Below are 24,831 nucleotides of genomic sequence, written 5' to 3'. Positions count from 1 at the left end.
CAACCATTACTCCTGATCATTGTCGCTTGTCTCAGCACCATCGTCGTCATCGACCGGGCCTATGGGTTCGACTTCACTGACAATCGCGCCTTCAATACTGCCGGCGCTATGCAGGATATCTTCCTCCGATTCGGACGGCTCCTGGATACGCTCCAGACCGACCAGCTTTTCATCGCTGGCAACCTTGATCAAGGTCACGCCCTGAGTGTTACGCGACAGACTGGACACCTCGGCTACACGCGTGCGCACTAGGGTGCCCTGGTCAGAAATGAGCATGATCTCCTCGCCCTCAACGACCTGCACCGCGCCCACCAGCGGACCATTACGCTCGTTGCTGACCATAGCGATCACACCCTGGCCACCGCGCTTGTATTGCGGGAACTCTTCTACAGCCGTCCGCTTACCATAACCACGGGCGGAGGCCGTCAGTATCTGCGTGCCTTCCTCGACGATAATCATGGAAATCAGCTGCTGACTGCCAGCCAGACGCATGCCACGCACACCTCGGGCAGTCCGGCCCATGGCACGTACGTCGGTTTCCTTGAAGCGTGTCACCTTGCCGCCGTCGGAGAACAACATCACTTCGCGCTCACCATCAGTAATGGCAGCGCAGATAAGCGTGTCACCTTCGTCCAGATCCAGGGCAATCAGACCGACACTGCGCTGGCGGCTGAATTGCTCAAGCGGCGTCTTCTTCACGGTGCCGTTGGCGGTCGCCATGAAGATAAACCAGCCTGCGGTATATTCATCGACAGGCAACATGGCACTGATGAATTCGCCCTCATCCAACGGCAATAGATTAACCAGCGGACGACCCCGCGCGGTTCGCGATGCTTCGGGTATTTCGTAAGTCTTTAACCAGTACACCTTGCCCTTGCTCGAAAACAGCAGCAGCGTCGTGTGACTGTGAGCGACCAGCAAATGAGAGACGTAATCCTCATCCTTTACGCCCGTTGCCGCCTTGCCACGACCACCGCGGCGCTGGGCTTGATAGTCAGCCAACGGCTGGCTCTTGGCATAGCCACCATGGGAAATGGTCACCACACGCTCTTCTTCTGTTATCAGATCAGCCAGACTCAGATCCAGACGTGAGGCGAGTATCTCGGTGCGGCGCGCATCGCCGAAGTTGGCGCGAATCAGCTCCAGCTCCTCAACGATCACTTCCATCAGCCGCTCCTGACTATTGAGGATGCGCAACAACTCACCAATCTGCAGCAGAATTTCATGATATTCGGCCAGCAACTTCTCGTGCTCAAGACCAGTCAGACGGTGCAGGCGTAGATCAAGAATCGCTTGGGCCTGTTCGGCAGACAGATAATACTTGCCGTCACGCAGGCCAAACTGTGCGTCCAACCCGTCCGGCCGGCAAGCATCAGCACCGGCACGTTCGACCATTTCAATCACCGCGCCTGGCTCCCAGGGGTTGGCAATTAACCGCTCTTTGGCTTCTGCTGGAGTGGATGATGCCTTGATCAGCGCAATGACTGGATCGATATTGGCCAGCGCAACCGCTTGACCTTCAAGGATATGTCCACGCTCACGCGCCTTGCGCAACTCAAACACGGTGCGGCGGGTAACTACCTCACGGCGATGACGGATAAATGCATCAAGCAACTCCTTGAGGTTCAAAATGCGCGGTTGACCGTCAAGCAAGCCAACAATATTGATACCAAATACATTCTGCATCTGTGTCTGGGTATACAGGTTGTTGAGCACAACCTCAGCCACTTCACCACGACGGATCTCGATAACCACGCGCATGCCATCCTTGTCGGACTCGTCACGCAGCTCGGTGATGCCTTCGATCTTCTTTTCCTTGACCAGCTCGGCAATCTTTTCAATCAGCCGGGCTTTGTTCAACTGATAGGGCAGCTCGTTGATAATGATCTGCTGACGACCACCAACCTTGTCGATATCTTCAATAATGCAGCGGGCGCGCACATAGATACGTCCACGACCAGTTTTGTAGGCTTCAACAATACCGGCACTACCATTGATGATACCGGCCGTTGGGAAATCCGGGCCCGGAATGTGTTCCATCAGATCGTCGATGGACATGTCCGGATTCTCGATCAACGCAAGGCAACCATTGATCACTTCGGTCAGGTTATGCGGCGGGATATTGGTCGCCATCCCCACAGCAATACCACTGGAGCCGTTGATCAACAGATTCGGTACCTTGGTCGGCATGACCGCAGGGATCTGCTCAGTACCGTCGTAGTTGGGTACCCAGTCAACCGTTTCCTTGTCCAGGTCGGCCAACAACTCATGGGCCAGCTTGGTCATACGGATTTCCGTATACCGCATTGCCGCAGCGTTATCGCCGTCGACAGAACCAAAGTTACCCTGACCATCAACCAGCAGATAGCGAAGAGAAAATGGCTGGGCCATACGTACGATGGTGTCGTATACCGCAGAGTCGCCATGCGGGTGATACTTACCGATCACGTCACCGACCACACGGGCCGATTTCTTGTAGGGCTTGTTCCAGTCGTTCTTCAGTTCGCTCATCGCAAACAATACGCGGCGATGCACTGGCTTAAGGCCGTCGCGCACGTCCGGCAAAGCCCGCCCAACGATCACGCTCATCGCGTAATCGAGGTAGGACTGCTTAAGCTCATCTTCGATATTGACTGGAAGGATTTCTTTGGCCAGTTCACCCATGAAACGGCATTCCTTTTATTGTCGGCAACGTGACGATGCCCATAGCAATTGTTCGGCGCAGTTAAAGACCCTACAGAGCCACTGAACGGCTTTTCTATCGGCCATTCAATAGCCAAATCCGACGGACCGATTAAAGCCCAATAGAATACCACAGGGAGGGCTGGGGAGGGAGCCGAAAGACGTTCGCGGGGCTGCATTACACCCTGGCAGCAAAAAATACGTCAGAAGTGTTAATGGAGGTGCCTGTGGCTCATCAGATCGGCGAGCTTTTTCGTATCTGGCCGTTCGACGATTCCCTTCTCCGTGACAATTACGTCGATTAGATCGGCGGGGGTAACATCGAATACCGGATTGAATGCGGGAATCCCAGCATCAATCGACTGATTACCCAGAGTAAACAACTCCGCTGCGCAACGCTCCTCGACCTCCACGTCATCGCCACTTTCCAGCGCCATATCGATACTCGAGCTGGGCGCGACCACCATAAAACGCAAACCATGATGCATGGCCAAGATCGACAACGCATAGGTGCCAATTTTATTAATAACATCGCCGTTGGCCGCGATCCGATCAGCACCGACAATCACCCAGGTAATCTCCCGGGTTTTCATCAAGTGACCGGCTGCCGCGTCGACGTGAACACACGCATTAATGCCTGCGCGCTCCATTTCCCAGGCTGTGAGCCGCGAGCCCTGTAGCCAGGGACGAGTCTCGTCGATAAATAGCGTATCCACTAGCCCTGCCTCGTGAGCGGCGCGAACAACACCCAGAGCAGTGCCGTAGCCACCTGTTGCCAACGCCCCGGTATTGCAATGGGTAAGCAAATTCTGCGGGGTCTTGTGGTGATTGCGAATCAACTGCATGCCCAGCCTGCCCATAGCCAGGTTAGCTTCGTGATCACTTTGATGAATTGAGCGAGCCGCCTCCAGCAGCCGAGCAGGTACATCAGCATCGGACGGAAGACGCGCCAGGCGATCGCGCATCATCTTGAGCGCCCACGACAAGTTGATCGCGGTGGGGCGAGCCGCTTCGAGCAACTCGAATGACTCGGCCAGAGATGCAGCCCAGTCCATGCTGGTGGCAATGACTCGCGCTTGTAGCGCGATGCCATAGGCTCCAGCGATGCCAATTGCCGGAGCGCCCCGGACCTGCATATCGACTATCGCGGTAGCCACCTGAGCGGCATCCGTGCACTCGACATAGACTTCGCGGGCAGGCAACAGACGCTGATCAAGTAACCGCAAAGTATTGTCCTGCCAAGCCAGCGCACTGAAACTGCCAGCGATTACAGGTTTTACAGCTTGCTGCATGAATGACTCCCAAAACACCATTATAACCGCCGTCCTGCCCCGCTGACGAACATCGAAACGAAAAGCCGCTGCACGGCGCTTCAGGCAAACGCTATACTGCCGACCATGATACAAAATGAACTGCTCATAACGCCCTTACCTGAACGGATTGACTTGCTCATCCTGCCCAGCTGGATTGTACCTGTCGTTCCGACTGGCACGGTCCTCGAAGAACACGCCTTGGCGGTCCACGAAGGCCGGATAGTAGGCATCATTACCCGTACCCAAGCCAATTCCATCCACGCCACCGAAAGGCGCGAACTGCCAGGTCACGTGCTTATTCCTGGCCTGATCAACGCACACGGCCACGCGGCCATGAGTCTGTTCCGCGGCCTTGCCGATGACTTGCCGCTTATGAGCTGGTTGCAGGAGCATATCTGGCCAGCAGAGGCGCGCTGGGTGAACGAGGACTTTGTCAGGCTGGGTACGCGCCTGGCAATCGCAGAGATGCTTCGCGGCGGCACCACCTGCTTCGCCGACATGTATTTTTACCCGGATGTGGCGGCCGAGGTGGCCATAGAGGCTGGCATCAGGGCCCAACTAGCTTTCCCGGTGATCGACAATCCGATTCCCGGTGCATGGGACAGTACAGAGGCCATAACCAAGGGCCTGCGACTGCGTGATGAGGTTAAGCACAATGCACTGATAAGCGTCGCTTTTGGGCCGCATTCACCTTACACAGTAGGCGATACAACGCTATCCAACGTCCGCATGCTAGCCGATGAACTGGACATGCCGGTTCACATGCACGTGCATGAGACGGCAGGAGAAGTGTCAGACGCATTGGCGCAGAGTGGACAGCGCCCACTGCAGCGATTGCATTCGCTAGGCTTGCTGAGCCCGAGACTGCAAGCAGTGCACATGACGCAGATCAATGACGAGGATCTGAGGTTGCTTGGCGATCACGGGGTATCAGTCATCCATTGTCCCGAGTCGAATATGAAATTGGCCAGCGGTATATGTCCTGTGCAACGCCTGATCGAAAGCGGAATTAATGTCGCACTGGGCACCGATGGGGCAGCCAGCAACAACGATTTGGATATGTTCGGGGAAATGCGCACCGCATCGCTTTTGGCCAAGAGCAGCACCGGCTCCTCGACCGCACTGAGTGCCCACCAAGCTTTGCATGTGGCCACCATGGGCGGCGCTCTAGCTCTGGGCATTAGTGAGGAAACCGGATCACTTGAAGTGGGCAAGTCGGCGGATATCGCCGCAATTGATCTGTCTGGCTTGGTCCATCAACCGGTCTATCATCCGGTATCGCAACTGCTTTATACCTGCAATGCCAGTCAGGTTTCCCATGTCTGGGTTGCCGGACGCGAGAAGGTGAGCGTCGGACGACTGACCCTGCCCGATCAGGATGGGCTGCTCGAAGCAGTCACCCACTGGTCACAACAGATTCAACAAGGGGATGAAGAAAATGCTTAATGTCGATCGCGCCGAAATCGCAAAGTTCGAAGCCTTGGCCAGTCGCTGGTGGGACCGTAACAGCGAGTTCAAACCATTGCACCAAATCAATCCATTACGGACCAACTGGATCGAGCAAAAAGTCGGCCTGGCTGGCAAGGAAGTGCTGGATGTGGGCTGCGGCGGCGGCATCCTCGCTGAAGCCATGGCGTTACGCGGCGCTACGGTGACCGGCATAGACATGGGCGAAGCGCCCCTGGCAGTGGCTCGGCTACATCAACTGGAATCAGGCGTGGACGTCGACTACCAACAGACAACAGCCGAACAATTAGCCGAACAACACCCGGGACGCTTCGATATAGTGACCTGCCTGGAGATGCTCGAGCACGTGCCGGACCCAAGCTCCGTCATCCGCGCCTGCGCCTCTCTGGTAAAACCCGGCGGCCATGTCTTTTTCTCGACCATCAACCGCAATCCCAAGTCGTTCGTGTTCGCTATCGTGGGTGCCGAATACATCCTCAAGTTGCTGCCACGCGGCACCCATGAATTCGCTAAGTTCATCAAACCCGCCGAACTCAGCGGCTGGTCGCGCGAGGCCGATCTGGATCTGCAGGACATCATCGGTCTGACTTATAATCCACTGACACGAGTCTACAAACTCGAGCCGAACGTCGATGTAAACTACATGGTTCACACCCAGCGGAGTTTGTGACCACATGCTGACCAGTGTTTTATTCGATCTGGACGGCACGTTGCTTGATACCGCAGATGACTTTCTGGCCATAATACGCGCCATGCGCAGCGAAAGTGGTCTTGCACCAGCGAACGACCTACTGATTCGCAACCAGGTGTCAGACGGCGCAGCGGGCATGCTCGCCGCCGCTTTCTCGCTAGAGACTGTAGATCCCAGGCTGGACGGCCTGCGCAATGATTTCCTCCGGCGTTATGAGCGTGATTTGGGTGTGCACGCCCGCCTCTATCCAGGCATGGCAGACTTGCTCCACTGGTTGGAGTCAGAGAATATTCCCTGGGGTGTGGTCACCAACAAACTGAGCCGATTCAGCACCCCATTAATGGATGCTACTGGCTTGGGTGCTCGCTGCAGCAGTCTGGTCTGCCCCGACCATGTTGTAAAAGCCAAGCCGCATCCCGAGTCGTTACTCAAAGCCTGTCGAGACATGGGTACTGACCCCAGGCATTCAGTCTTTGTTGGAGACCATCTGCGCGATATTCAAGCAGGACGCGCCGCCGGCATGGCCACAGTCGCGGCGTTATACGGATACATACCACCGGATCAGAACCCCGCGCACTGGCAGGCCACTCACAGCATCCAATCACCCGCCGAATTGCGCCCCTGGCTGGACGCGCGGCGCACCCAGGAGACATCCGATGTTTGATTATCATGCCCCAAAGAACCTGCTCACTGACCGTGTCATTCTGGTTACCGGCGCCGGTACCGGGATAGGCCGGGCCTGTGCTCTCAGTTGCGCCGCCCATGGGGCCATTGTCGTACTGATCGGCAAGACACCTTCGAAGCTCGAATCGGTCTACGACGAAATCGAAGCTGCTGGCTACCCGCGTCCCGCCATGTGTCCGCTGCATCTGGAAACGGCCCTGGAGAAAGATTATCAGGATCTGGCCGATCAGTTATTTGACACCTTCGGCAAGATTGATGGACTAGTGCACAACGCAGCGCTCCTGGGCCCTCGCACCCCTCTCGACAGCGTAAGCGCCGAATCCTGGCTGCAATTGATGCAGGTCAACGTGAACGCCCCGTTTCTGCTGACCAAGGCAATGATGCCATTACTACGGCAGGCGCCAGACGCCTCAGTGATTTTCGTATCCTCCAGTGTAGGCCGCAAGGGTAAAGCCTACTGGGGGCCCTATGCTGTCAGCAAATTCGCGATCGAGGGCCTGATGCAGGTATTCGCTGATGAGCAGGACGGTACCAGCGCCATACGTGCCAACAGCCTCAATCCGGGAGCGACACGCACTGCGATGCGTGCAGCAGCCTATCCGGGCGAGCCACCAGAGAAAAACCCCGAGCCCAACGAGATCATGCCAGCGTTTCTATACCTGCTCGGGCCCGACAGCCGCCAAATCAATGGTCAGGAGCTGGATGCACAGTAGCCAGTATTTTGGCATCGAAGTGGCATCGAACCGCCCACTCCCGTAAATGATGCGGCAAATTTCTGCCGCACCGGCTAATCCAATCGCCAAAGATTGGATTAGCTTGTTGTTTCATAGAGCTTTCTAGTTTGTGGCACGCTCTCTGCACCGACACGCTTAACCCCATCCCCGCGTGCAGGACTGCAGATGACTCTTACCCAGGGAAATACAATCGATTTCGACTCAGCTCGCCTTAAGTTGAGTCAAGGCACCTCGCTAGCCGGGACTCAACCTGTCCAAACGAGCGAGTTAAGCCTGGATGCCGTAAAGGACAGGTTGACCCAGCAGCTACAGACCTCACTGGAGATCGATCGCATTCTCGAGATGTTCTTTCAGGAGCTGCGCAACTTCCTTGGCCTCGATTGCCTGGAATACCGCCTTGATGGTAACGGCCTGCACCAGCGCATCGGCCAACCCGGCCTGCATCGCTGCAGCTATCGGATGACTCATGCTGGTAGCTTTCTAGGGGAAATCGTATTCAGCCGTAAAAAGCGCTTCAGCGAATCGCAGCTCCTGGCTTTGGAAACCCTGCTCGGCAATCTTCTTTATCCGCTGCGCAATGCGCTGCTGTATCGCGAAGCGGTATTCTGCGCTCACAGTGACAGTCTTACCGGGGTGGGCAATCGCCTCGCCATGGACCGTACGCTTGACCGAGAGATTAAGCTGTCGATCAGACACTGCTCCAGCCTGTCGGCTCTGGTGCTAGACATCGATTATTTCAAGCAGATTAATGACCAATACGGCCACGCCTGCGGCGACGAGGCGCTGAAAGCGGTAGTCAATTGCGTCAGAGGTTGCCTGCGCGATGTGGATGAACTATTTCGCGCGGGTGGCGAAGAATTCGTTATTTTGCTCAGCGACACCCCTGCCAGCGACGCTAGGCTGGTAGCCGAGCGTATTCGCAGTGCAATTGAGGGGATGCAGTTTCAGCAACACGGCGACTCGATCCCGATCACAGCCAGTCTTGGCGTTGCGACACGACAGCTCGACGAGGGCGTTCGCGAGCTGTTGGAGCGGTGTGACAAACTGATGTACAGCGCCAAACGATCTGGACGCAATAGAATAGGCATTCAATAGACAACCTGGCTATCTACTGCTGTACGGCCTATTTCCTGCCGTGCGGCACCTTGGTTCTGCGCACCGTCCGCGCTTGATACATTGAAGGCTTGCGCGCCAGACGCTTGGCTTTGTCGCGTTCGCTGGTACTCATCGTCGGCAGCGCAATCGACTCAAGACCCACCTCTTGGCTTAATGCATCTATCTCGTTCTGCTTCATTTCGCGCCAGCGGCCAACCGGTAATTCAGGACCCAGAAATACCGGTCCGAAACGTACCCGCTTGAGGCGATTGACGCGCATACCCTGGGATTCCCACAATCGTCGAACCTCACGATTGCGGCCTTCCATCAAGCATACGTGATACCAGCGGTTAATCCCCTCGCCGCCCGCGGTCACCACGTCGGTGAAGCGTGCAGGGCCGTCATCCAGCATGACCCCCGTCTTCAGGCGTTCAATCATTTCTTCGTCCACCTCACCCATTACGCGCACCGCATATTCGCGGTCCATCTGATAGGAGGGGTGCATCAGACGATTGGCGAGCTCACCGTCGGTAGTAAACAGCAGTAGGCCGGACGTATTGATATCCAGACGTCCAATATTGATCCACCGACCATGCTTCAGGCGCGGCAAACGATCAAATACGGTAGGACGGCCTTCTGGATCATCGCGTGTGCACACTTCGCCTTCAGGCTTGTTGTACAGCATTACCCGGCGAGCTTCTTCATTGGCGATGTCACGTTTGACCGGCCGACCATCAACCAATATCTGATCTAGGCTATCAACCCGGCAGCCGAGACTGGCGATCTTGCCATTGACGCTGATGCGCCCAGCTTCGATCCAGGCTTCGATTTCGCGGCGCGAGCCAAGGCCGACGCGGGCGAGTACCTTTTGCAGTTTTTCCCCGGTCACAGGGTTAGAGGGATTATCGATCATGCTGGGCACCTCCCGGTGTAGTAGTCATTCAAGGAAAGATAGATTACCACTGCCGCCCAAGGCCGACTAGCCGATTGTCAGCGCCCGGTGCTTTCTCCACCGTCGTCTTTGCCGTCCTGATCATCATCCGGATGCGAATCCGCAGGCCGCAGATCGTCGAAATCAGTCTTGATATTGGACTCCATCGAGCCCAGCTCGGCCATCAATGCGTGAAAGCCAGTTTCGGCCGCCTCACGGTCCAGTGGTTGCAGCGCTTCAAACGGCATCCAGAGTGTGGCCTCGTTCTGGTCGGTGTCGGCACCCTCATCCTGCAGCCCCAGTTCGGGCTCCATCTGATCGAGATCACGTATGTCCGCTAGTGGTGGCAACTCGCTGAGACTACGCAGATTGAAATGATCGAGAAACTGACGAGTAGTGGCGTACATGGACGGACGTCCCGGTACATCACGGTGACCCACGACGCGGACCCATTCGCGCTCGAGAAGCGTTTTGACAATATGACTGCTGACGGCCACACCCCGCACATCCTCGATCTCGCCCCGGGTAACAGGCTGGCGATAAGCAATCAGCGCCAGGGTTTCAAGCATCGCCCTGGAATAACGCTGCGGCCTTTCTTCCCATAATCGGCCCACCCATGGCGAGAAGGCTTCGCGCACCTGCAGGCGCCAACCACTGGCCACTTCCCGCAGCTCGATGCTTCGGCCTTCATAGTGCAAGGCAAGTCGTGTCAAGGCTGCGCGTAATTCATCCAGACTCGGCTCGCGTCCCTCATCGAACAATTCGCGCAAACGATCGAGCGTCAACGGGCGACCGGCAGCGAGCAGCGCCGCTTCCACTATGTGTTCAATCGTCGGCTGGGACATCGTCACCTCGCACTTTTACATGAATGGGCGAGAAGGCATCACCCTGAACCAGATCGATCAACTGCTCTTTGACCAGCTCTAGGACGGCCATGAAGGTAACAACTACACCCAGCTTGCCCTCACCTGCGGTGAACAGACTGACAAAGGGGACGAATTGCTGCCCCTTCAGCCGATCCAATACCTCGGCCATGCGTTCACGGGTCGAGAGTATTTCCCGGGTAACCTGATGACTTTCAAACATGTCCGCCCGACGCAGGACGTCCGAGAGTGCCAGCATCAACTCCTGCATGTCTACTTCAGGATGTGCACGACGATTCTGCACTGGCGGTGCCTCGGCGCTCGCCACCCGGGTATCACGACCTACCCTGCTGAGGCCGTCGATATCTTCGGCGGCCTGCTTGAAACGCTCATATTCCTGCAATCGGCGGATCAGCTCGGCGCGGGGGTCATGCTCCTCGTCTTCGTCCTCCGCATGCCGAGGTAACAGCATGCGCGACTTGATCTCAGCGAGCATCGCCGCCATCACCAGATACTCGGCGGCCAGCTCCAGACGCACCTCTTTCATTAGCTCGACGTAGCCCATGTATTGCTTGGTGATCTCGGCGACCGGAATCTCCAGGATGTCGATATTCTGGCGGCGAATGAGATAGAGCAGCAAATCAAGCGGGCCTTCGAAGGCTTCAAGAAAGACTTCCAGGGCCTCGGGCGGGATATACAGATCCTGCGGTATTTCAGTCACCGCCTTGCCGTGCACCATGGCAAAGGGCATTTCCTGCTGACGGCCAGGTATCAATTGAGTTGGCGAGCTTGCAGCCAGCTGCGTCGTCACGATGACGGCTGCCGGCTGCGGTTCCTGCTCGCCGCTGACCATGATTTACTCGCGGTACTGCAGGCCCATGGCCTGACGCACTTCGGCCAAGGTGTCACGGGCCGCCTCGCGCGCCCGCTCGGTACCCTCGCTGAGGATCATCCTCACGGCATCGGGATTGGACTCGAAGTCGCTTGCACGCTCCTGAATGGGTCCCAGCTCGGCGACGATCGCGTCGATCACAGGTTTTTTACAATCCAGACAACCAATACCGGCACTGCGACATCCTTCTTTGACCCATTCATGAGTCGCATTGTCGGTATACACCTGGTGCAACTGGAACACTGGACACTTAGTGGGCTCGCCCGGGTCGGTGCGGCGCACTCGAGCCGGATCGGTAGGCATGCGCCGAACCTTAGTATCAACTTCATCACTGGTGTCGCGCAGCGTGATGGTATTGCCATAGGACTTGGACATCTTCTGTCCATCGAGCCCGGGCATCTTGGAGTCCGGCGTCAGCAGTGCATGGGGTTCAGGCAAAATAACTTTGCCGCCGCCTTCCAGATAACCAAACAGTCGCTCCTTGTCGCTAAGGGTAATGTTCTGTTGTTCCTTGAGCAGCGCACGGGCAGTGTCCAAGGCTTCGGCGTCACCCTGTTCCTGGTAAGCCTTGCGCAACTTGCTATACAGTTTGGCGGTCTTCTTGCCCATCTTGTGCACCGCAGACTCGGCCTTCTCCTCAAAGCCCTGCTCCTTGCCATAGAGGTGATTGAAGCGGCGTGCGACCTCACGGGTAATTTCCACATGGGCAACCTGATCGGCACCCACCGGCACCAAGCCAGCGCGGTACATCAGAATATCGGCACTCTGCAGCAAGGGGTAACCCAGAAAACCATAGGTAGCCAGATCCAGATCCTTGAGCTTTTCCTGCTGATCCTTATAAGTCGGCACACGCTCGAGCCAGCTGACAGGTGTCATCATCGACAAGAGTAGATGCAACTCCGCATGTTCGGGCACCTGCGACTGAATAAACATCGTCGAAGAGCCTCCACTTACCCCAGCAGCAAGCCAGTCGATCAACATATCCCAGACGCTCTGCTGGATGTTTTCCGGAGTCTCGTAATGGGTGGTCAGCGCATGCCAGTCGGCAGCGAAGAAAAAGCACTCATACTCGTGCTGCAGCTTGACCCAGTTTTTCAATACGCCGTGATAATGGCCCAAGTGCAGGCGACCAGTAGGACGCATACCCGATAAAACCCGACGTTCTGACTCAACGGAACTCAATGAAGACTCCTGTCATGCTCAATATGGATGGGAAGTAACTTACGTTGCGCGATTATACGCATATCAGCGGCAGAATCATGAATGATCCGGAGCACCGCCAAAAGGGGCAGGATCACCCAGACCAACACGCTGCACTTCCGGCTCACCGTCAAGCAGACTGACCACGGTTGTTGGCTCGATATTACAGGCGCCACCATCGATAATAAGATCCAGTTGTTTGCCCAGACGATCGCGAATCATGTCGGGATCGGTCAACGGCAGATCATCACCGGGCAGCATCAAAGTTACACTCATCATCGGCTCACCCAGTGCCTCCAGCAACGCGCGGGTGATCTCGTGATCAGGTATGCGCAGACCAATAGTACGCCGTTTTGGGTGCAATAAACGCCGCGGGACCTCATTGGTCGCATGCAGAATAAAGGTGTAGGGACCGGGGGTATGAGCCTTGAGCAGACGAAAAGTTGGATTATCCACCTTAGCGTAGATGCCCAGCTCTGAAAGGTCCCGGCAGATAAGGGTGAAATTGTGCTTGTCGTCGAGCTGACGCAGTCGCCGAATCCGTTCTAGCGCATCCTTGTCACCCAGATGGCAACCCAATGCGTAAGCCGAATCCGTTGGATAGGCAACAACCCCACCGTTACGGATAATCTCGGCAGCCTGGCGAATCAGACGCACCTGGGGATTCTCTGGATGGATATGAAAATACTGACTCACGCGCTGATCCCTCTTCGTGGTTTCTCACAGTTTAGCGAGAAAACAGCGGATCGTCCCATACTGGAGTGCACTGTGGAGGCAACGCAGTCATCTTGCCCAGCGCCGTCCATGGTGAATCTGGATGATGGAAATCACTGCCGCAACTGGCGAGAAAGCCAAACTCTTCGGATAACTTGCCCAGATACGCCACCTGCTCCACCGCTTGTTGCCCGTTGACAACCTCGATTCCGCGTCCACCACCCTCGGCAAAATCGGTCAGAGCCCGACGCAGCCTTGACCGGGTGAAGCCGTAATGCCAGGGATGGGCCATCACTGCCATGCCACCGGCCGAGCGGATCTGCTCTACCGCCTCGGGGAGTGTCGGCCAGTGCTGTTTGATATCGCCGAGCTTGCCTGCACCCAGCCATTTACGAAACGCCTCGGCGCGGTCGCGCACAAAGCCAGCATTCACCATCCAGTCAGCAAAATGTGGCCGCGCTGGAGGACTGTGCGGATCGCCACCGGCACCGACCTGCACTGCCATAGCGCCTTCGAGCGCTCCCGGCATGCGTTTGCCTTCGAGCTTTTTGGCGATCTGTTCGGCGCGCAGCCAGCGGCCATTGCGCACTGCCTCGATCGACTCCATAAGGGCAGGTGATTGCGGATCAAAACCATAGCCAAGCACATGCAGCGTATGACCTTGCCATTGGGCCGATAGCTCCACCCCACTAATCCAATGCATGCCCAGCTCGCGCGCTGCGCGCTCGGCTGCGGGTAAGCCATCGAGACAATCATGGTCTGTCAGTGCGATCATCGAGACGTTCGCCGCCGCCGCTTCGCGCATCAGTTCCAACGGATCAAGCAAGCCATCCGAGGCAGTGCTGTGCATGTGAAGATCGACTATCAAGAAAGCCACCCGAGCTGGAGATGAAAAGGACAGATGCAACGCAATTTCATTATTATGCAGGCCAGACGCTGACAATACCTAACCCAATGGCATAAGTTACAGTTCATGCCCTCAACCCAAACGGATCAAGGATTCAACATGTTCTTTGCCATCATGGCCACTGATATTGCAGATTCATTGCCCAAACGCCTGGCCGCGCGGCCCGACCATCTCGCTCGCCTGCAGGCGCTGCAGGACGCCGGACGCCTGCTGGTAGCCGGCCCACATCCTGCGATCGAAACGGTCGACCCAGGTCCAGCAGGCTTCACAGGCAGCCTGATCATCGCGGAATTCCCATCCGCTGCCGACGCTCAGGCGTGGGCTGAGAAAGACCCTTACGTCGATGCCGGCGTATACGCCGATGTGACGATAAAACCCTTTAAACCCGTTTTCCCCGCCTGAGGCACGAGCCGTCATGATCCAGACCCTACATACCCTGGCCCTAGCCGCCTTTCTGATGCTACCCGTTTATGCAGTGGCGCAGGAGCCTATTGCATCAGCCTTAGACGATAACGCGACGACAGAGACCGATCTAGGCACGCTGCAAGCCGAGCTGGCCCGTGTTGAGGCAGAGCGTCAAGGTCTCGCCCAACGTCTGGCTAACAGTGCTGATAATACTGAGCTACAAAAGCTGCGTGAGGCCAACCGTGCCTTGCAGAACCGACAGATCGAAGACGATGTTCAAGCCCAGTCATTGCTCGAGAAACAACGCCAGCAGTGGTTCATGATCGGTGCCGGCACCGTCCTGATCAGCCTGCTGCTCGGTTTTGCGCTGGCACGGGGTAACAAACGCAAGCGTAATGAGTGGATTAATTGACTGACAATCGGGTCCGCTTCACTGCCAGTAGTCAGTCCGTTACCGGCCAGGCCTGAAAATAGTCTGCTATCGGCAGTTCGGGCGGGATTTTACCTGGCCCTAGTGGCTGACCCAGATACAAAAACGCTGCTATTTGCTCATTTTCCGCAAGACCCAGCCCTCGGCAAACAACCGGGTGCGCAGCCATGGGCCCTGTGCGCCAGACCGCGCCTAGACCTACGGCATGGGCAGCAATTAACATATTTCCGACCGCCACCGCGCAGGACATATCCTGTTCATGCAGGGGTACTTTGGGATGGTCACGGTGGGTACAGATCGCCACGATAATGAGTGGTGCCCGATCAGGCTTTCCGCGCAAGCGATCTAAGGCCCCCCCGTCCATAACTGATCCATCCTCCAGCGCGGCCTGCACAAACAGCTCACCCAGCTGCTGGCGTCCGTCATCCTCGAGAACCAGAAATCGCCAAGGTCTTAACCAGGCGTGATCCGGCGCGCGCAATGCCGCGCGAAAAAGAGCTTCCCGCTGTTCACCGGTGGGTGCGGGCCCCACCAGGCGGGTGATCGAAACACGCTCATGCAATGCCGTTAACGCGTCCATCAAGCAGAATCCTCCGAGTTATACAATCCAGGCGTTTTGCGGTCCAGGTGTTGTTCACGGTACAGCCCGGGCGGCATACCGAACCAGCGCTTGAAAGCGCGAAAGAAGTTACTTGGATCGGCAAAGCCCAGCAGATAGGCGACCTCAAGCAACGTCAATCGCCGCTGGCGAAGAAGCTGCATCGCCAGTTCTTGCCGCGTTTCATCCAGCAAATGTTGAAAGCTGGTTTGTTCCTCTTGCAAACGACGCTGCAGTGTTCGCGTGCTCATACTCAGCGCACTCGCTACCGCCTGCCTTTTCGGCTCACCCTGGGGCAATAACCGGCACAGCACCTGACGCGCCTGATGGGTCACCCGCGTTTGTTCAAACCGAGCGAGGTAATCGCCGGCGAACTGGTCATGCATTTGCGCCAAGGTCACGTTGCCTGTCGCCAGTCTGGACTCCATCACACTGCGGCTGAACTCCATACTGTAATGGGTGGTCCCAAATACCAGCGGACACTGGAACAAAGCAACGTAAGCGGCAGTATCCACGGGCTGATCATATGCAAGGCCCACCCGCAAAGGCGCAATAGGCGAACCGGTCATCCAGCGAAGAAAGGCTAGCAGATAGGCAAGGGCGGCATCATGGCTTTGCCGGGGAGCCGGGACCGTATCCCCATGGATATGCAGTTCAAGGGTGTAACTGCCAGGGCTCTGCTTCAGCGACATATCGGAGGCTTCGCCGATAATGCGCTGGTAGCGAACCAGACGCGACAATCCCTCGCGCAAATTGGTGCTGGAAAGCAATGCAAAGCCGACGACATTGAAATGCGCTGGCCGGACCACCCGCGCCATGTTGAGACCTATCGCCGGGTTACCCGACACCTGCACTGCCAGCGACCAGAGACGCGTCATTTGATCCTGAGCGATCCTTGCATCGGGATTGCCGAGTATTGCGTAATCCAAGCCAATCTGAGCGAACAGTGCAGAGCAATCAAGCCCCTCAAGCTCCAACGCCTGAACAATGGCCAGCGCCCAACTGGAGGAAGTGGTGCGTTCAGGATAGGCCATGCGGACCTCGCAAGATGCAATCGCACCCAAAGGGAAAGGCAAGCAGATAACCGGCGCTAGTCATCAAGCGACGCTAGGGGAAACGAAAAGCAAAGCTTTGGCACGCGCGGTCATAGGTCAATCTCCATAGGACGTTTTATAGTCAAATAATACCCTATTCATAAGAGGTGCAGCATGGCCCATGCAGAAACAGCCAAGCCCGCAAGCGACAAAGCGTTTCAGTCCTTCGCTGAATTTTATCCGTTTTACCTGAGCGAACACGTCAACGACACCAGTCGCCGCCTGCACTACATCGGCAGCCTGCTGGTACTGGTCGTCCTGGCCTGGACAGTGTTCACCCAGAATTGGATGTTGCTTGTGGCACTGCCTATAGCCGGTTACGGTTTCGCATGGGCAGGTCACTTCTTTTTTGAAAAAAACCGTCCAGCTACGTTCAAATATCCACTTTTCAGCTTCATGGGTGATTGGGTAATGCTTAGAGATGCTCTTACCGGTCGTATCCGTTTTTGATAGACAGATGCGACTGTAACGAGCGCGACAGTCTGTAGCAGTAACGTCGCCCTATACTGTTGGACAGCACAAAAACAGGAGAGATCCCATGAGCGAGCAACGCGCAGGTTTCAAAGCCATGCAGGAAGGTACTGCAGAGGACTGGAACCTCATATCCAGTCATTTCAAAGCCTTCTCCACTGGCCTGCCCGATCGCGTCATGACCCACCTGCAACTGCTTGATGGGGATTACGGCGGATTCCCAATCGACCGTTTGCAGCACTCTTTGCAAACGGCTACACGTGCCCATCGTGACGGCCGTGACGAGGAATATGTGGTGTGCGCGCTTTTACATGATATTGGCGACACCCTAGGATCATTCAATCATCCTGATATTGCTGCTGCCATCCTCAAGCCCTTTGTGACCGAAGAAAATTTGTGGATGGTCGAGAAACATGGCGTATTCCAAGGCTATTATTTCTTTCATCACCTGGGCATGGATCGTCACCTGCGCGATCAATTCAAGGGTCATCCTCTCTACCAACAAACTGCAGAGTTTTGCGCTAAGTATGACGCAACGGCTTTTGACCCGGATTATGCTTCAGAACCCCTGAGCTTCTTCGAGCCCATGCTGCGCCGCGTTTTTGCTCGACCACGGCAATCAATCTACAAAGCAGTAGGTAAAGACGCCAACGCAGCCTGATCCGCTCGCGGGTTCTGCAAACCCGCTGTGCACTCAACTCTTCGCCATTAGATCTTCTTTCAGGTTTCCCTGAGAGAGGATGCATACTATGATCTGTCGATAAATCGCCCCGACTGATCTGGAAGCCGTCGTTAAACCCTTAATGTGACGGCAAACCAAGAATAAAAATTGATCAGCTGGACACATTTCGTGTCAGAGAAGACTGACCATGATCTTCAAAAGCCGTGTTCAGCCGGTCAAACCACCTCTGGAAGGATTCCAGTCCAGAGTCATTGCCTATCTGTGTGTTGCAATTACTTTTTCTGCTATTGCAGCAGAAAAGGGCTTCGATGCTATTTATGCGGCAATTATCCTATACGCCCTGCTCTACCCCCACTTGGTGCGTCTGTTGAGCCAGACCATAGATAATTTGCGGCCATTTCACAGCCGTCTCGCCCTCTTGGGAGTTGATGGTCTTAATACCGGGCTATTCATCACACTCTGCGCGTTCAGCGTCGTACCCAGTCTGGTATTCGTCTTGCTCATCAGTTTTGCAAGCATCATCATCGGCGGGCCGATTTTCATGTTGATTGGCTGGCTTCTAGTACTGGTGGGCCTGATGGCCTCCAGTGCCATTCTCACACCCCAGATCTTACTGCACTCATCCACTTTAGTGGCGTTAAGCAGTCTGCTTAGCGGTGGCGCTTTCACCCTGATCATGGCCGCCTCCGTTTATCGACAGGGGCGCACGCTGGCTCAGGCACAAAAAGTGATCAGCGCTGAGCAGGAAAAAACCGCTCGGCTGGCTACGAACTTGTCCAAATATCTGTCGCCACAGGTGTGGGAGTCCATCTTCACCGGCAAACAGAGCGTAAAACTGGAAACCCGGCGCAAGAAGCTCACCGTATTCTTCTCGGATATTCGCGGCTTCACCGAGCTGGCGGAAGAGATGGAGGCTGAGGCGCTTACTGACTTGCTCAACAACTACCTGAACGAGATGTCACGAATAGCACTCCAGTACGGAGGCACCATTGACAAGTTCATTGGTGATTGCGTGATGATTTTCTTTGGCGATCCGGTAAGTCAGGGTGCCAAGCAGGATGCCGAAGCAGCAGTTTCAATGGCGATCGCCATGCGCAAGCATATGAAAGTGCTGCGTCAACAATGGCGCAGTAAAGGTATAACTCGCCCTTTGGAAATACGTATGGGGCTGAGTACCGGTTACTGTACCGTGGGTAATTTCGGCGCTAATACCCGCATGGATTACACTATTATAGGCCGCGAGGTGAACCTCGCCAGTCGCCTGGAGAGCGCAGCCGAAGCGGGCGAGATATTGATTCCCCACGAAACCTATTCACTGGTTAAAGACTTGATCATGTGTCGAGACAAAGGTCAGGTTACTGTAAAGGGCTTTTCACGTCCGGTACAGATCTATCAGATTGTTGGCCTACGCCGGGACCTTGGAGCAGCGCCTTCATTCGTGGAACACGAAGTACCCGGGTTTTCGATGTATCTAGATACAAACGGCATACGCAACTACGACAAAGATCAGATTATCCAGTCCCTAGAGCAGGCTGCTCGCAGGCTCAAGGACAAGATCTTTATCTAACGCCATTTCCGGTCAGCTGTATTGGCAACACAGGCACCGATTCAGATTCCGGAGTCCAGCTATAGAGTTCTATACGGCCGTCCAGATGTTCAATCAACGCCGTGCAGGACTCAACCCAGTCTCCGCAATTGTGATAGTCGATATCATTCACCCTGCGGATTTCGGCGTGGTGTATGTGACCGCACACCACGCCCTGATAACCACGCTGGTGGCATTCGTGCGCCAGCGCCTGCTCGAAGTCGCTGATAAAGCTAACAGCACTCTTAACCCTATGTTTGAGAAAGGCCGATAGAGACCAGTAACCCAATCCGAGCCGGCTTCGCCAAAAATTTAGCCAGCGATTGAGGACCAGCGTGAACTCATAGGCATGATCACCCAGGAACGCCAGCCAACGATGGCAACGGGTGATCACATCAAACTGATCGCCATGAATCACCAGCAACTTACGCCCGTCCAGTGTCTGATGCTCAGCCTCATCGACCAGATGGATATTGCCAAGAATCAGGCTGGAGTATCGACGCAGGAATTCATCATGATTTCCGGTGACATAGGTCACGCGCGTACCGCGCTTGCTCATGGTTAGCACCCGGCGCAGCACATTGGTATGTGCTTGTGGCCAATAAATACCACTGCGTAGTCGCCAACCATCAATAATGTCACCGACTAGATACAAGTGATCGCATTCGTAGCTTTTGAGGAACTCTGCCAACTTCTCGGCCTGGCATCCGCGGGTTCCCAGGTGTAAGTCGGATATCCACAACGTTCGCACCCTGTGTTTACAGTCTGACAAAATCGTTTCGGCTTGACTCATGATTGCGTCTCCCATGCATACCAATGCAGCCTGGCGGGAACGTCTTGCAAGCGAATGACACGCGAATGACCGTTGCATGACAGCGCGGGAGATGACAATCCATTGCTGCGCCTATTTGGTCTGAGGCTCGTATACAATAACCTTGTTTAGATCCCGGCTCGGATTCAGGTCAACCCCATGTTCAAACGCCTCTGCCTGCTTGTGCTACTTGCCATTTCTCCGTTCGCTTCAGCGCAGGAACTGCGTACGGGCTTGGTCCTATCAGGTGGCGGCGCCCGCGGGCTGGCACACATCGGCGTACTGAAGGAACTGGAGGCACGCAACATTCCTATCCATGCGATTGCGGGAACCAGCATGGGTGCGGTGATCGGTGGCCTCTATGCTGCGGGTTACAGCGCTGCCGAACTCGAAAAGATTGCATTGGAGCTCGACTGGCAGACCACACTCGGGGACGACCCATTGCGCGAGGACATTCCGTTTCGTCGCAAACAGGACGACCGCGACTTTTTGGTCAAACAACGGCTGAGCTTCGACCGCGGCAGGCCCAACTTGCCGCTGGGACTGCTGCAGGGTCAGAATCTGGGGCTGGTACTCGAGACCCTTCTAGTTCACACCAATGACATTGATGATTTCGATAGTCTGCCCATACCATTTCGGGCCGTCGCGACCAATATCGCCACCGGAGAGGCGGTGGTTTTTGATCATGGCCACCTGCCGCTGGCTATACGCGCAAGCATTGCTCTACCCGGTTTCTTCGCACCCGTGCGCGTAGATGGACAGCTATTGGTAGACGGTGTGCTGGTGAAAAACGTGCCCGTGGATGTCGCGCGTGCGATGGGGGTAGATCGTCTGATTGTCGTCGATATCGGCACACCGCTGAAATCTGCGGAGCAGCTCAACTCTATACTTGATGTCATGGACCAGACCACGAGCCTACTGACACGTACAAATACCCAGGAGCAACTAGACACCTTGGGCCCCCAGGACCTTTTATTGCAACCGGAGCTTAGCGCTATGGGCTTCAGCAGCTTCGAAGAAGTCGCCTTTGCGATTCAGGCTGGTGCTAAGAGCCTGGACGGACGTGCCGATATTCAGCGCTATGTCGCGGGACAGCCGCAGACCGCAGAAAGCCTGGGTCCCCACGATAGTAGGCCGGAAAGACAGCCGATAATTCATGCGATACGTATCAAGAATACTGGCAAAGTGGCAGACGAAGTCGTGCGCAGCATGATCCGCCAGCAGCTCAATGAACCCTTGAATCTGGTTCGGCTGGAAACCGACATGGGAACCATCTACGGCACCGATTACTTCAGCCGCGTCAATTACGAAATCAGCCATGGCGAGCAGATTAATACTCTGGTGGTGCGTACCAGCGGTCGCGAGACAGGCACTGATTATCTTCGCCTCGGACTCAGCCTGGCTGATGATTTTAACGGTGGTAGCCAATTTAATATCGGCGCAAGCTTTCGTGTGAACGGCGTCAATCCGCTGGGTGCAGAATGGCTGACACGTCTACAGGTTGGCCAGCATCAGATCTTCTATAGCGAATTCTATCAGCCACTGGACTATGGCTCGCGGTATTTCGTGGCGCCTTTTGTCGATGCCGAGGCACGCAATGTCGAGGTAATCGTCGATAATGATCCGATCGCCGATTACCGTCAAACGCGTTATGGAGTCGGTTTGAATATCGGCAGGCAAATCGCTAACAGCGGCGAGATACGCTTAGGTATCTCGCGCTATCGTGGTGAAGCGGATGTGCGCTTAGGCGATCCAGGGCTGCCCTCATTCGGCTTCGAAGAAGCCTTTTATACCCTTCAGCTCGACCGCGATACGCTGGATAACGTCAACTTTCCACGCTCCGGCGACGAAGCGCGTTTTGTCTGGCGCCAGTCTGAGCCGGCCCTGGGGGCTGATGATCGTTACCGCCAAGTCGAGCTGCGCGCCAGCAGGGTTCTGTCGTCCGGCGCAAACAGCTTCCAGTTTGGCGGCTCTCTGGGACGCACTGATGGAGAAGTCGGTGTAGCGCAAAGCAGTTATCTGCTCGGCGGGCCCGGACAGTTCTCGGGCTTCCGTCAGGATAGTCTGGCGGGACAAAACTATAATCTTGCCCGTCTTTTGTACTATCTCCGCCTGAACCCTGGGCAGTTCGGACCGGTGGGTCTTCCGGTCTACCTGGGAGCCAGTTTCGAGTACGGGCGCGTTTACAATAAAGAAGATGACGGGTTCGACACGGGGTATATCAGTGCCGGCAGCCTCTTGTTGGGATTGGATACGCTCCTCGGCCCGCTATTTTTCGGTATCGGAGCAAACCAGGAAGGCGATCGTGCGGTGTACATGAAGCTTGGCCAGACGTTCTGATCACAGCGAACATCAAGCGCCCGATATTTCATGAATCAGCGCGGCACGGATGCAATGCAGCACACCCTCATCCACCGGCTCTTCTAGCTCCTTGGCAACGGTGCGCACGCCTGGCAGATCCTCTTCGGCGTCATTAAGGAAGGCGTCCTGAATGCGCTCGAGCTGGCCCGGTGGCAAGTCGACTGCCTGGTGGAGCGCTAGCTTGCCTATGCTGATCGCTTGCGCGAGCTGCATGTAGACCTGCTTGACCGACAGACTCAATTGCCGGCTGATCTGCTCAGCACCCATACCAGCCATGGCTAACGCCTGGGCATCCCGGCTCGCTTCCTCGGCGCCAGCCGCCGCAGGCGCATCACCAACAAGCACCTGCAGGAAGTCCGCGCCATAGCGCTCCAGTTTATGCGAGCCGATACCACTCACCAGCGCCATATCTTGCAAATTAGCGGGACGCTGACGCAACATGTCGACCAGCGTCGAATCGGGGAAAATGACATAAGGCGGAACACCATGAGACTCGGCCAGCTTCTTGCGCAATGCCCGCAGTGCTTCCCACAAGGGTTTGTCGGCATCCGCGATAACCGCTTTTTCGCCAGAGCGCGACGGCAATACCGAAGTACGGGTGGCATCCTTGCGCAGCGCCAGGCTCTCCTCGCCGCGTAACAGCGCCCGGCAAGTCTCGGACAACCTAAGACTGCCATAACCATCCAGATCAATTTCAGCCAGACCACGGGCGATCAATTGGCGAAATACCGAACGCCACTCTTGCTCGGACAGATGCTTGCCGATGCCATAGGTAGAAATATGCTGATGCCCAGCGCTGCGGATTTTCTCGTTGTCACGTCCCAGCAGAATATCCACCAGGTGTCCCACACCGTAGCGCTGACCACTGCGGTAAGCGCTGGACAAAGCCATTCGTGCTGCCTCGCTACCATCCCAGGTATCAGCCGGTTCGACGCAATTGTCGCAGTACCCACAGGGTTCGGGCATGGTTTCACCGAAATAGTCCAGTAGCATCTGCCGGCGGCAACTGGTTATCTCGCATAATCCGAGCATGGCGTCGAGTTTGTGACGTTCAATACGCTTGTGCCGCTCGTCGCCCTCGGAATTAGCCATTATCTGGTTGAGCATCAATACATCCTGCAGGCCATAGGCCATCCAGGCATCGGCGGGCAAACCATCGCGTCCCGCGCGGCCCGTTTCCTGATAATAGGCTTCGATACTCTTGGGTAGATCCATATGCGCAACAAAACGCACATTGGACTTGTCAATCCCCATGCCAAAAGCAATGGTCGCCACCATGATCAGGCCTTCTTCATTGAGAAAACGCTTTTGGTGTGTCGCACGCAGCTCTGATGGCAATCCGGCGTGATACGGCAGCGCTGGCCAACCCTGAGCGCTCAGCCACTGGGCCGTATCGTCTACCTTGCGCCGAGACAGGCAATAAACAATGCCCGCATTATCCTTGTGACGGGCCAGCATGCTCAACAACTGCTGGCGTGGCTTGTCCTTGGGAACAATTCGATAAAAAATATTGGGGCGATCAAAACCGGAAATAAAACAGGGCGCCTCTTCGAGCTTAAGACGCTGGCTGATGTCTTGCTGTGTGCGCTCATCTGCTGTTGCGGTAAGCGCTATGCGCGGAACACGGGGAAAATGCTCCGCTAGCTGGCCCAGCTGCAGATACTCAGGTCGAAAATCATGTCCCCATTGGGACACGCAGTGCGCCTCGTCAATCGCGAAGAGTGCAATATCCAGCGTCTGCAGAAATTGCAGGGTACGCGGCTTGAGTAACCGCTCGGGCGCCAGATAGAGAAAGTCCAGCTCACCCCGGCGCAGTTGTCCGGCGATCTCGCGCTGAGCATCGTCGGTCAAAGTGGAGTTCAATGCAGCCGCTTTCAGACCCAGTTCAATCAAGGTAGCGACCTGATCGTCCATCAATGCGATCAAGGGCGACACAATCACCGCGAGGCCGTCACGCAGCAATCCGGGGATCTGATAACACAGCGATTTGCCGCCGCCAGTGGGCATCAATACCAAAGCGTCGCCACCAGTAGCTACCTGGTCGATTATATCGGCCTGCTGGCCGCGAAACTCGGCGTAGCCGAAAATGTCCTTGAGTCGCTGCAGAGCTTGCTCGCGCATGGGTCTCCCTGAATTGAAGATGACGAATTAAACATGGCATCAGCCCGGTTGGCGACGCATTGTAACAGCCCTGCCCGCTTCGACAGCGCCGCACATCAGC

General features: G+C 55.9%; 22 protein-coding genes and 1 pseudogene. 11 read left to right on the top strand and 12 right to left on the bottom strand.

Annotated elements, in window-relative coordinates:
- Positions 1–6: 6 nt before the first annotated feature.
- Positions 7–2,664, bottom strand: a complete 2,658-nt coding sequence (gene gyrA / locus ACJAXR_RS13405; RefSeq protein WP_415058779.1) for a DNA gyrase subunit A — start codon at positions 2,662–2,664, stop codon at positions 7–9.
- Between the two features lie 230 nt (positions 2,665–2,894).
- Positions 2,895–3,974 (bottom strand): S-methyl-5-thioribose-1-phosphate isomerase, encoded by a 1,080-nt coding sequence (mtnA, locus tag ACJAXR_RS13400; protein ID WP_415058778.1) that lies wholly within the window; start codon positions 3,972–3,974, stop codon positions 2,895–2,897.
- A gap of 105 nt (positions 3,975–4,079) precedes the next feature.
- Between mtnA and ACJAXR_RS13395 the strand changes: the two genes are divergently transcribed.
- The 5 genes from ACJAXR_RS13395 to ACJAXR_RS13375 all read left to right on the top strand — a co-directional run bounded on the left by ACJAXR_RS13395 (position 4,080) and on the right by ACJAXR_RS13375 (position 8,666).
- Positions 4,080–5,441 carry a TRZ/ATZ family hydrolase gene (locus ACJAXR_RS13395; RefSeq protein WP_415058777.1) on the top strand — a complete coding sequence of 454 codons (1,362 nt, stop codon included), beginning with the start codon at positions 4,080–4,082 and terminating at the stop codon, positions 5,439–5,441.
- Entirely contained in the window at positions 5,434–6,132 is a 699-nt protein-coding gene (gene ubiG / locus ACJAXR_RS13390; protein WP_415058776.1) for a bifunctional 2-polyprenyl-6-hydroxyphenol methylase/3-demethylubiquinol 3-O-methyltransferase UbiG, read from the top strand. Before ACJAXR_RS13395 ends, ubiG begins: the two co-directional genes overlap by 8 nt.
- A gap of 4 nt (positions 6,133–6,136) precedes the next feature.
- Positions 6,137–6,817, top strand: coding sequence for an HAD-IA family hydrolase (locus ACJAXR_RS13385; RefSeq protein ID WP_415058775.1), 681 nt, complete (start codon positions 6,137–6,139; stop codon positions 6,815–6,817).
- A complete protein-coding gene (locus ACJAXR_RS13380) occupies positions 6,810–7,550 on the top strand; it encodes a YciK family oxidoreductase (RefSeq protein WP_415058774.1) in 741 nt (246 codons plus the stop codon). The genes ACJAXR_RS13385 and ACJAXR_RS13380 overlap by 8 nt, the downstream gene beginning before the upstream one ends.
- A 186-nt stretch (positions 7,551–7,736) precedes the next feature.
- The gene (locus ACJAXR_RS13375; protein ID WP_415058773.1) at positions 7,737–8,666 is read left to right on the top strand and encodes a GGDEF domain-containing protein; all 930 of its coding nucleotides are present in this window, start codon (positions 7,737–7,739) and stop codon (positions 8,664–8,666) included.
- 46 nt (positions 8,667–8,712) lie between these two features.
- Here the strand turns inward: ACJAXR_RS13375 and rluB are convergent.
- The 6 genes and pseudogenes from rluB to ACJAXR_RS13345 form a co-directional block, all read right to left on the bottom strand.
- Positions 8,713–9,579 (bottom strand): annotated as a pseudogene (gene rluB, locus ACJAXR_RS13370) (23S rRNA pseudouridine(2605) synthase RluB); the annotation flags it as partial.
- A gap of 77 nt (positions 9,580–9,656) precedes the next feature.
- A complete protein-coding gene (gene scpB, locus ACJAXR_RS13365) occupies positions 9,657–10,448 on the bottom strand; it encodes an SMC-Scp complex subunit ScpB (RefSeq protein ID WP_415058772.1) in 792 nt (263 codons plus the stop codon).
- Entirely contained in the window at positions 10,423–11,211 is a 789-nt protein-coding gene (locus tag ACJAXR_RS13360) for a segregation and condensation protein A (RefSeq protein ID WP_415058817.1), read from the bottom strand. Before ACJAXR_RS13360 ends, scpB begins: the two co-directional genes overlap by 26 nt.
- Positions 11,212–11,316: 105 nt before the next feature.
- Positions 11,317–12,534 carry a tryptophan--tRNA ligase gene (locus ACJAXR_RS13355; protein ID WP_415058771.1) on the bottom strand — a complete coding sequence of 406 codons (1,218 nt, stop codon included), beginning with the start codon at positions 12,532–12,534 and terminating at the stop codon, positions 11,317–11,319.
- 75 nt (positions 12,535–12,609) lie between these two features.
- Complete coding sequence (locus tag ACJAXR_RS13350; protein WP_415058770.1) at positions 12,610–13,248, bottom strand: L-threonylcarbamoyladenylate synthase; 639 nt, start codon at positions 13,246–13,248, stop codon at positions 12,610–12,612.
- Between the two features lie 31 nt (positions 13,249–13,279).
- On the bottom strand, positions 13,280–14,134 hold the full coding sequence (locus ACJAXR_RS13345) for a PHP domain-containing protein (RefSeq protein WP_415058769.1): 855 nt from the start codon (positions 14,132–14,134) through the stop codon (positions 13,280–13,282).
- A gap of 138 nt (positions 14,135–14,272) precedes the next feature.
- Here ACJAXR_RS13345 and ACJAXR_RS13340 point away from each other — a divergent pair, with 138 nt between their 5' ends.
- A complete protein-coding gene (locus tag ACJAXR_RS13340; RefSeq protein WP_415058768.1) occupies positions 14,273–14,575 on the top strand; it encodes a YciI family protein in 303 nt (100 codons plus the stop codon).
- Between the two features lie 13 nt (positions 14,576–14,588).
- On the top strand, positions 14,589–14,990 hold the full coding sequence (locus ACJAXR_RS13335; protein ID WP_415058767.1) for a hypothetical protein: 402 nt from the start codon (positions 14,589–14,591) through the stop codon (positions 14,988–14,990).
- A gap of 31 nt (positions 14,991–15,021) precedes the next feature.
- Here ACJAXR_RS13335 and ACJAXR_RS13330 read toward each other — a convergent pair whose 3' ends face one another.
- A complete protein-coding gene (locus tag ACJAXR_RS13330) occupies positions 15,022–15,588 on the bottom strand; it encodes a nitroreductase family protein (protein ID WP_415058766.1) in 567 nt (188 codons plus the stop codon).
- Positions 15,588–16,640 carry an AraC family transcriptional regulator gene (locus tag ACJAXR_RS13325; RefSeq protein ID WP_415058765.1) on the bottom strand — a complete coding sequence of 351 codons (1,053 nt, stop codon included), beginning with the start codon at positions 16,638–16,640 and terminating at the stop codon, positions 15,588–15,590. The genes ACJAXR_RS13330 and ACJAXR_RS13325 overlap by 1 nt, the downstream gene beginning before the upstream one ends.
- A 174-nt stretch (positions 16,641–16,814) precedes the next feature.
- Here ACJAXR_RS13325 and ACJAXR_RS13320 point away from each other — a divergent pair, with 174 nt between their 5' ends.
- The 3 genes from ACJAXR_RS13320 to ACJAXR_RS13310 all read left to right on the top strand — a co-directional run bounded on the left by ACJAXR_RS13320 (position 16,815) and on the right by ACJAXR_RS13310 (position 19,420).
- Positions 16,815–17,150, top strand: coding sequence for an Mpo1-like protein (locus tag ACJAXR_RS13320; protein ID WP_415058764.1), 336 nt, complete (start codon positions 16,815–16,817; stop codon positions 17,148–17,150).
- Between the two features lie 88 nt (positions 17,151–17,238).
- Positions 17,239–17,832: an HD domain-containing protein gene (locus tag ACJAXR_RS13315; RefSeq protein WP_415058763.1), complete on the top strand. Its 594-nt coding sequence runs from the start codon at positions 17,239–17,241 to the stop codon at positions 17,830–17,832.
- A gap of 208 nt (positions 17,833–18,040) precedes the next feature.
- Entirely contained in the window at positions 18,041–19,420 is a 1,380-nt protein-coding gene (locus ACJAXR_RS13310; protein ID WP_415058762.1) for an adenylate/guanylate cyclase domain-containing protein, read from the top strand.
- Here ACJAXR_RS13310 and ACJAXR_RS13305 read toward each other — a convergent pair.
- Positions 19,413–20,231 carry a UDP-2,3-diacylglucosamine diphosphatase gene (locus ACJAXR_RS13305; protein ID WP_415058761.1) on the bottom strand — a complete coding sequence of 273 codons (819 nt, stop codon included), beginning with the start codon at positions 20,229–20,231 and terminating at the stop codon, positions 19,413–19,415. The two genes, ACJAXR_RS13310 and ACJAXR_RS13305, sit on opposite strands and share 8 nt — an antisense overlap.
- A gap of 177 nt (positions 20,232–20,408) precedes the next feature.
- Here ACJAXR_RS13305 and ACJAXR_RS13300 point away from each other — a divergent pair, with 177 nt between their 5' ends.
- A complete protein-coding gene (locus ACJAXR_RS13300; RefSeq protein WP_415058760.1) occupies positions 20,409–22,589 on the top strand; it encodes a patatin-like phospholipase family protein in 2,181 nt (726 codons plus the stop codon).
- A gap of 12 nt (positions 22,590–22,601) precedes the next feature.
- Here ACJAXR_RS13300 and recQ read toward each other — a convergent pair whose 3' ends face one another.
- Complete coding sequence (recQ, locus tag ACJAXR_RS13295; RefSeq protein WP_415058759.1) at positions 22,602–24,731, bottom strand: DNA helicase RecQ; 2,130 nt, start codon at positions 24,729–24,731, stop codon at positions 22,602–22,604.
- Between the last annotated feature and the right edge of the window lie 100 nt (positions 24,732–24,831).

The sequence above is a fragment of the Halopseudomonas sp. genome, from assembly GCF_047631575.1.
Taxonomy (GTDB): domain Bacteria; phylum Pseudomonadota; class Gammaproteobacteria; order Pseudomonadales; family Pseudomonadaceae; genus Halopseudomonas.
Note: the sequence above shows the minus strand (reverse complement) of the source record. Positions and strands in the feature narration are given on the sequence as shown.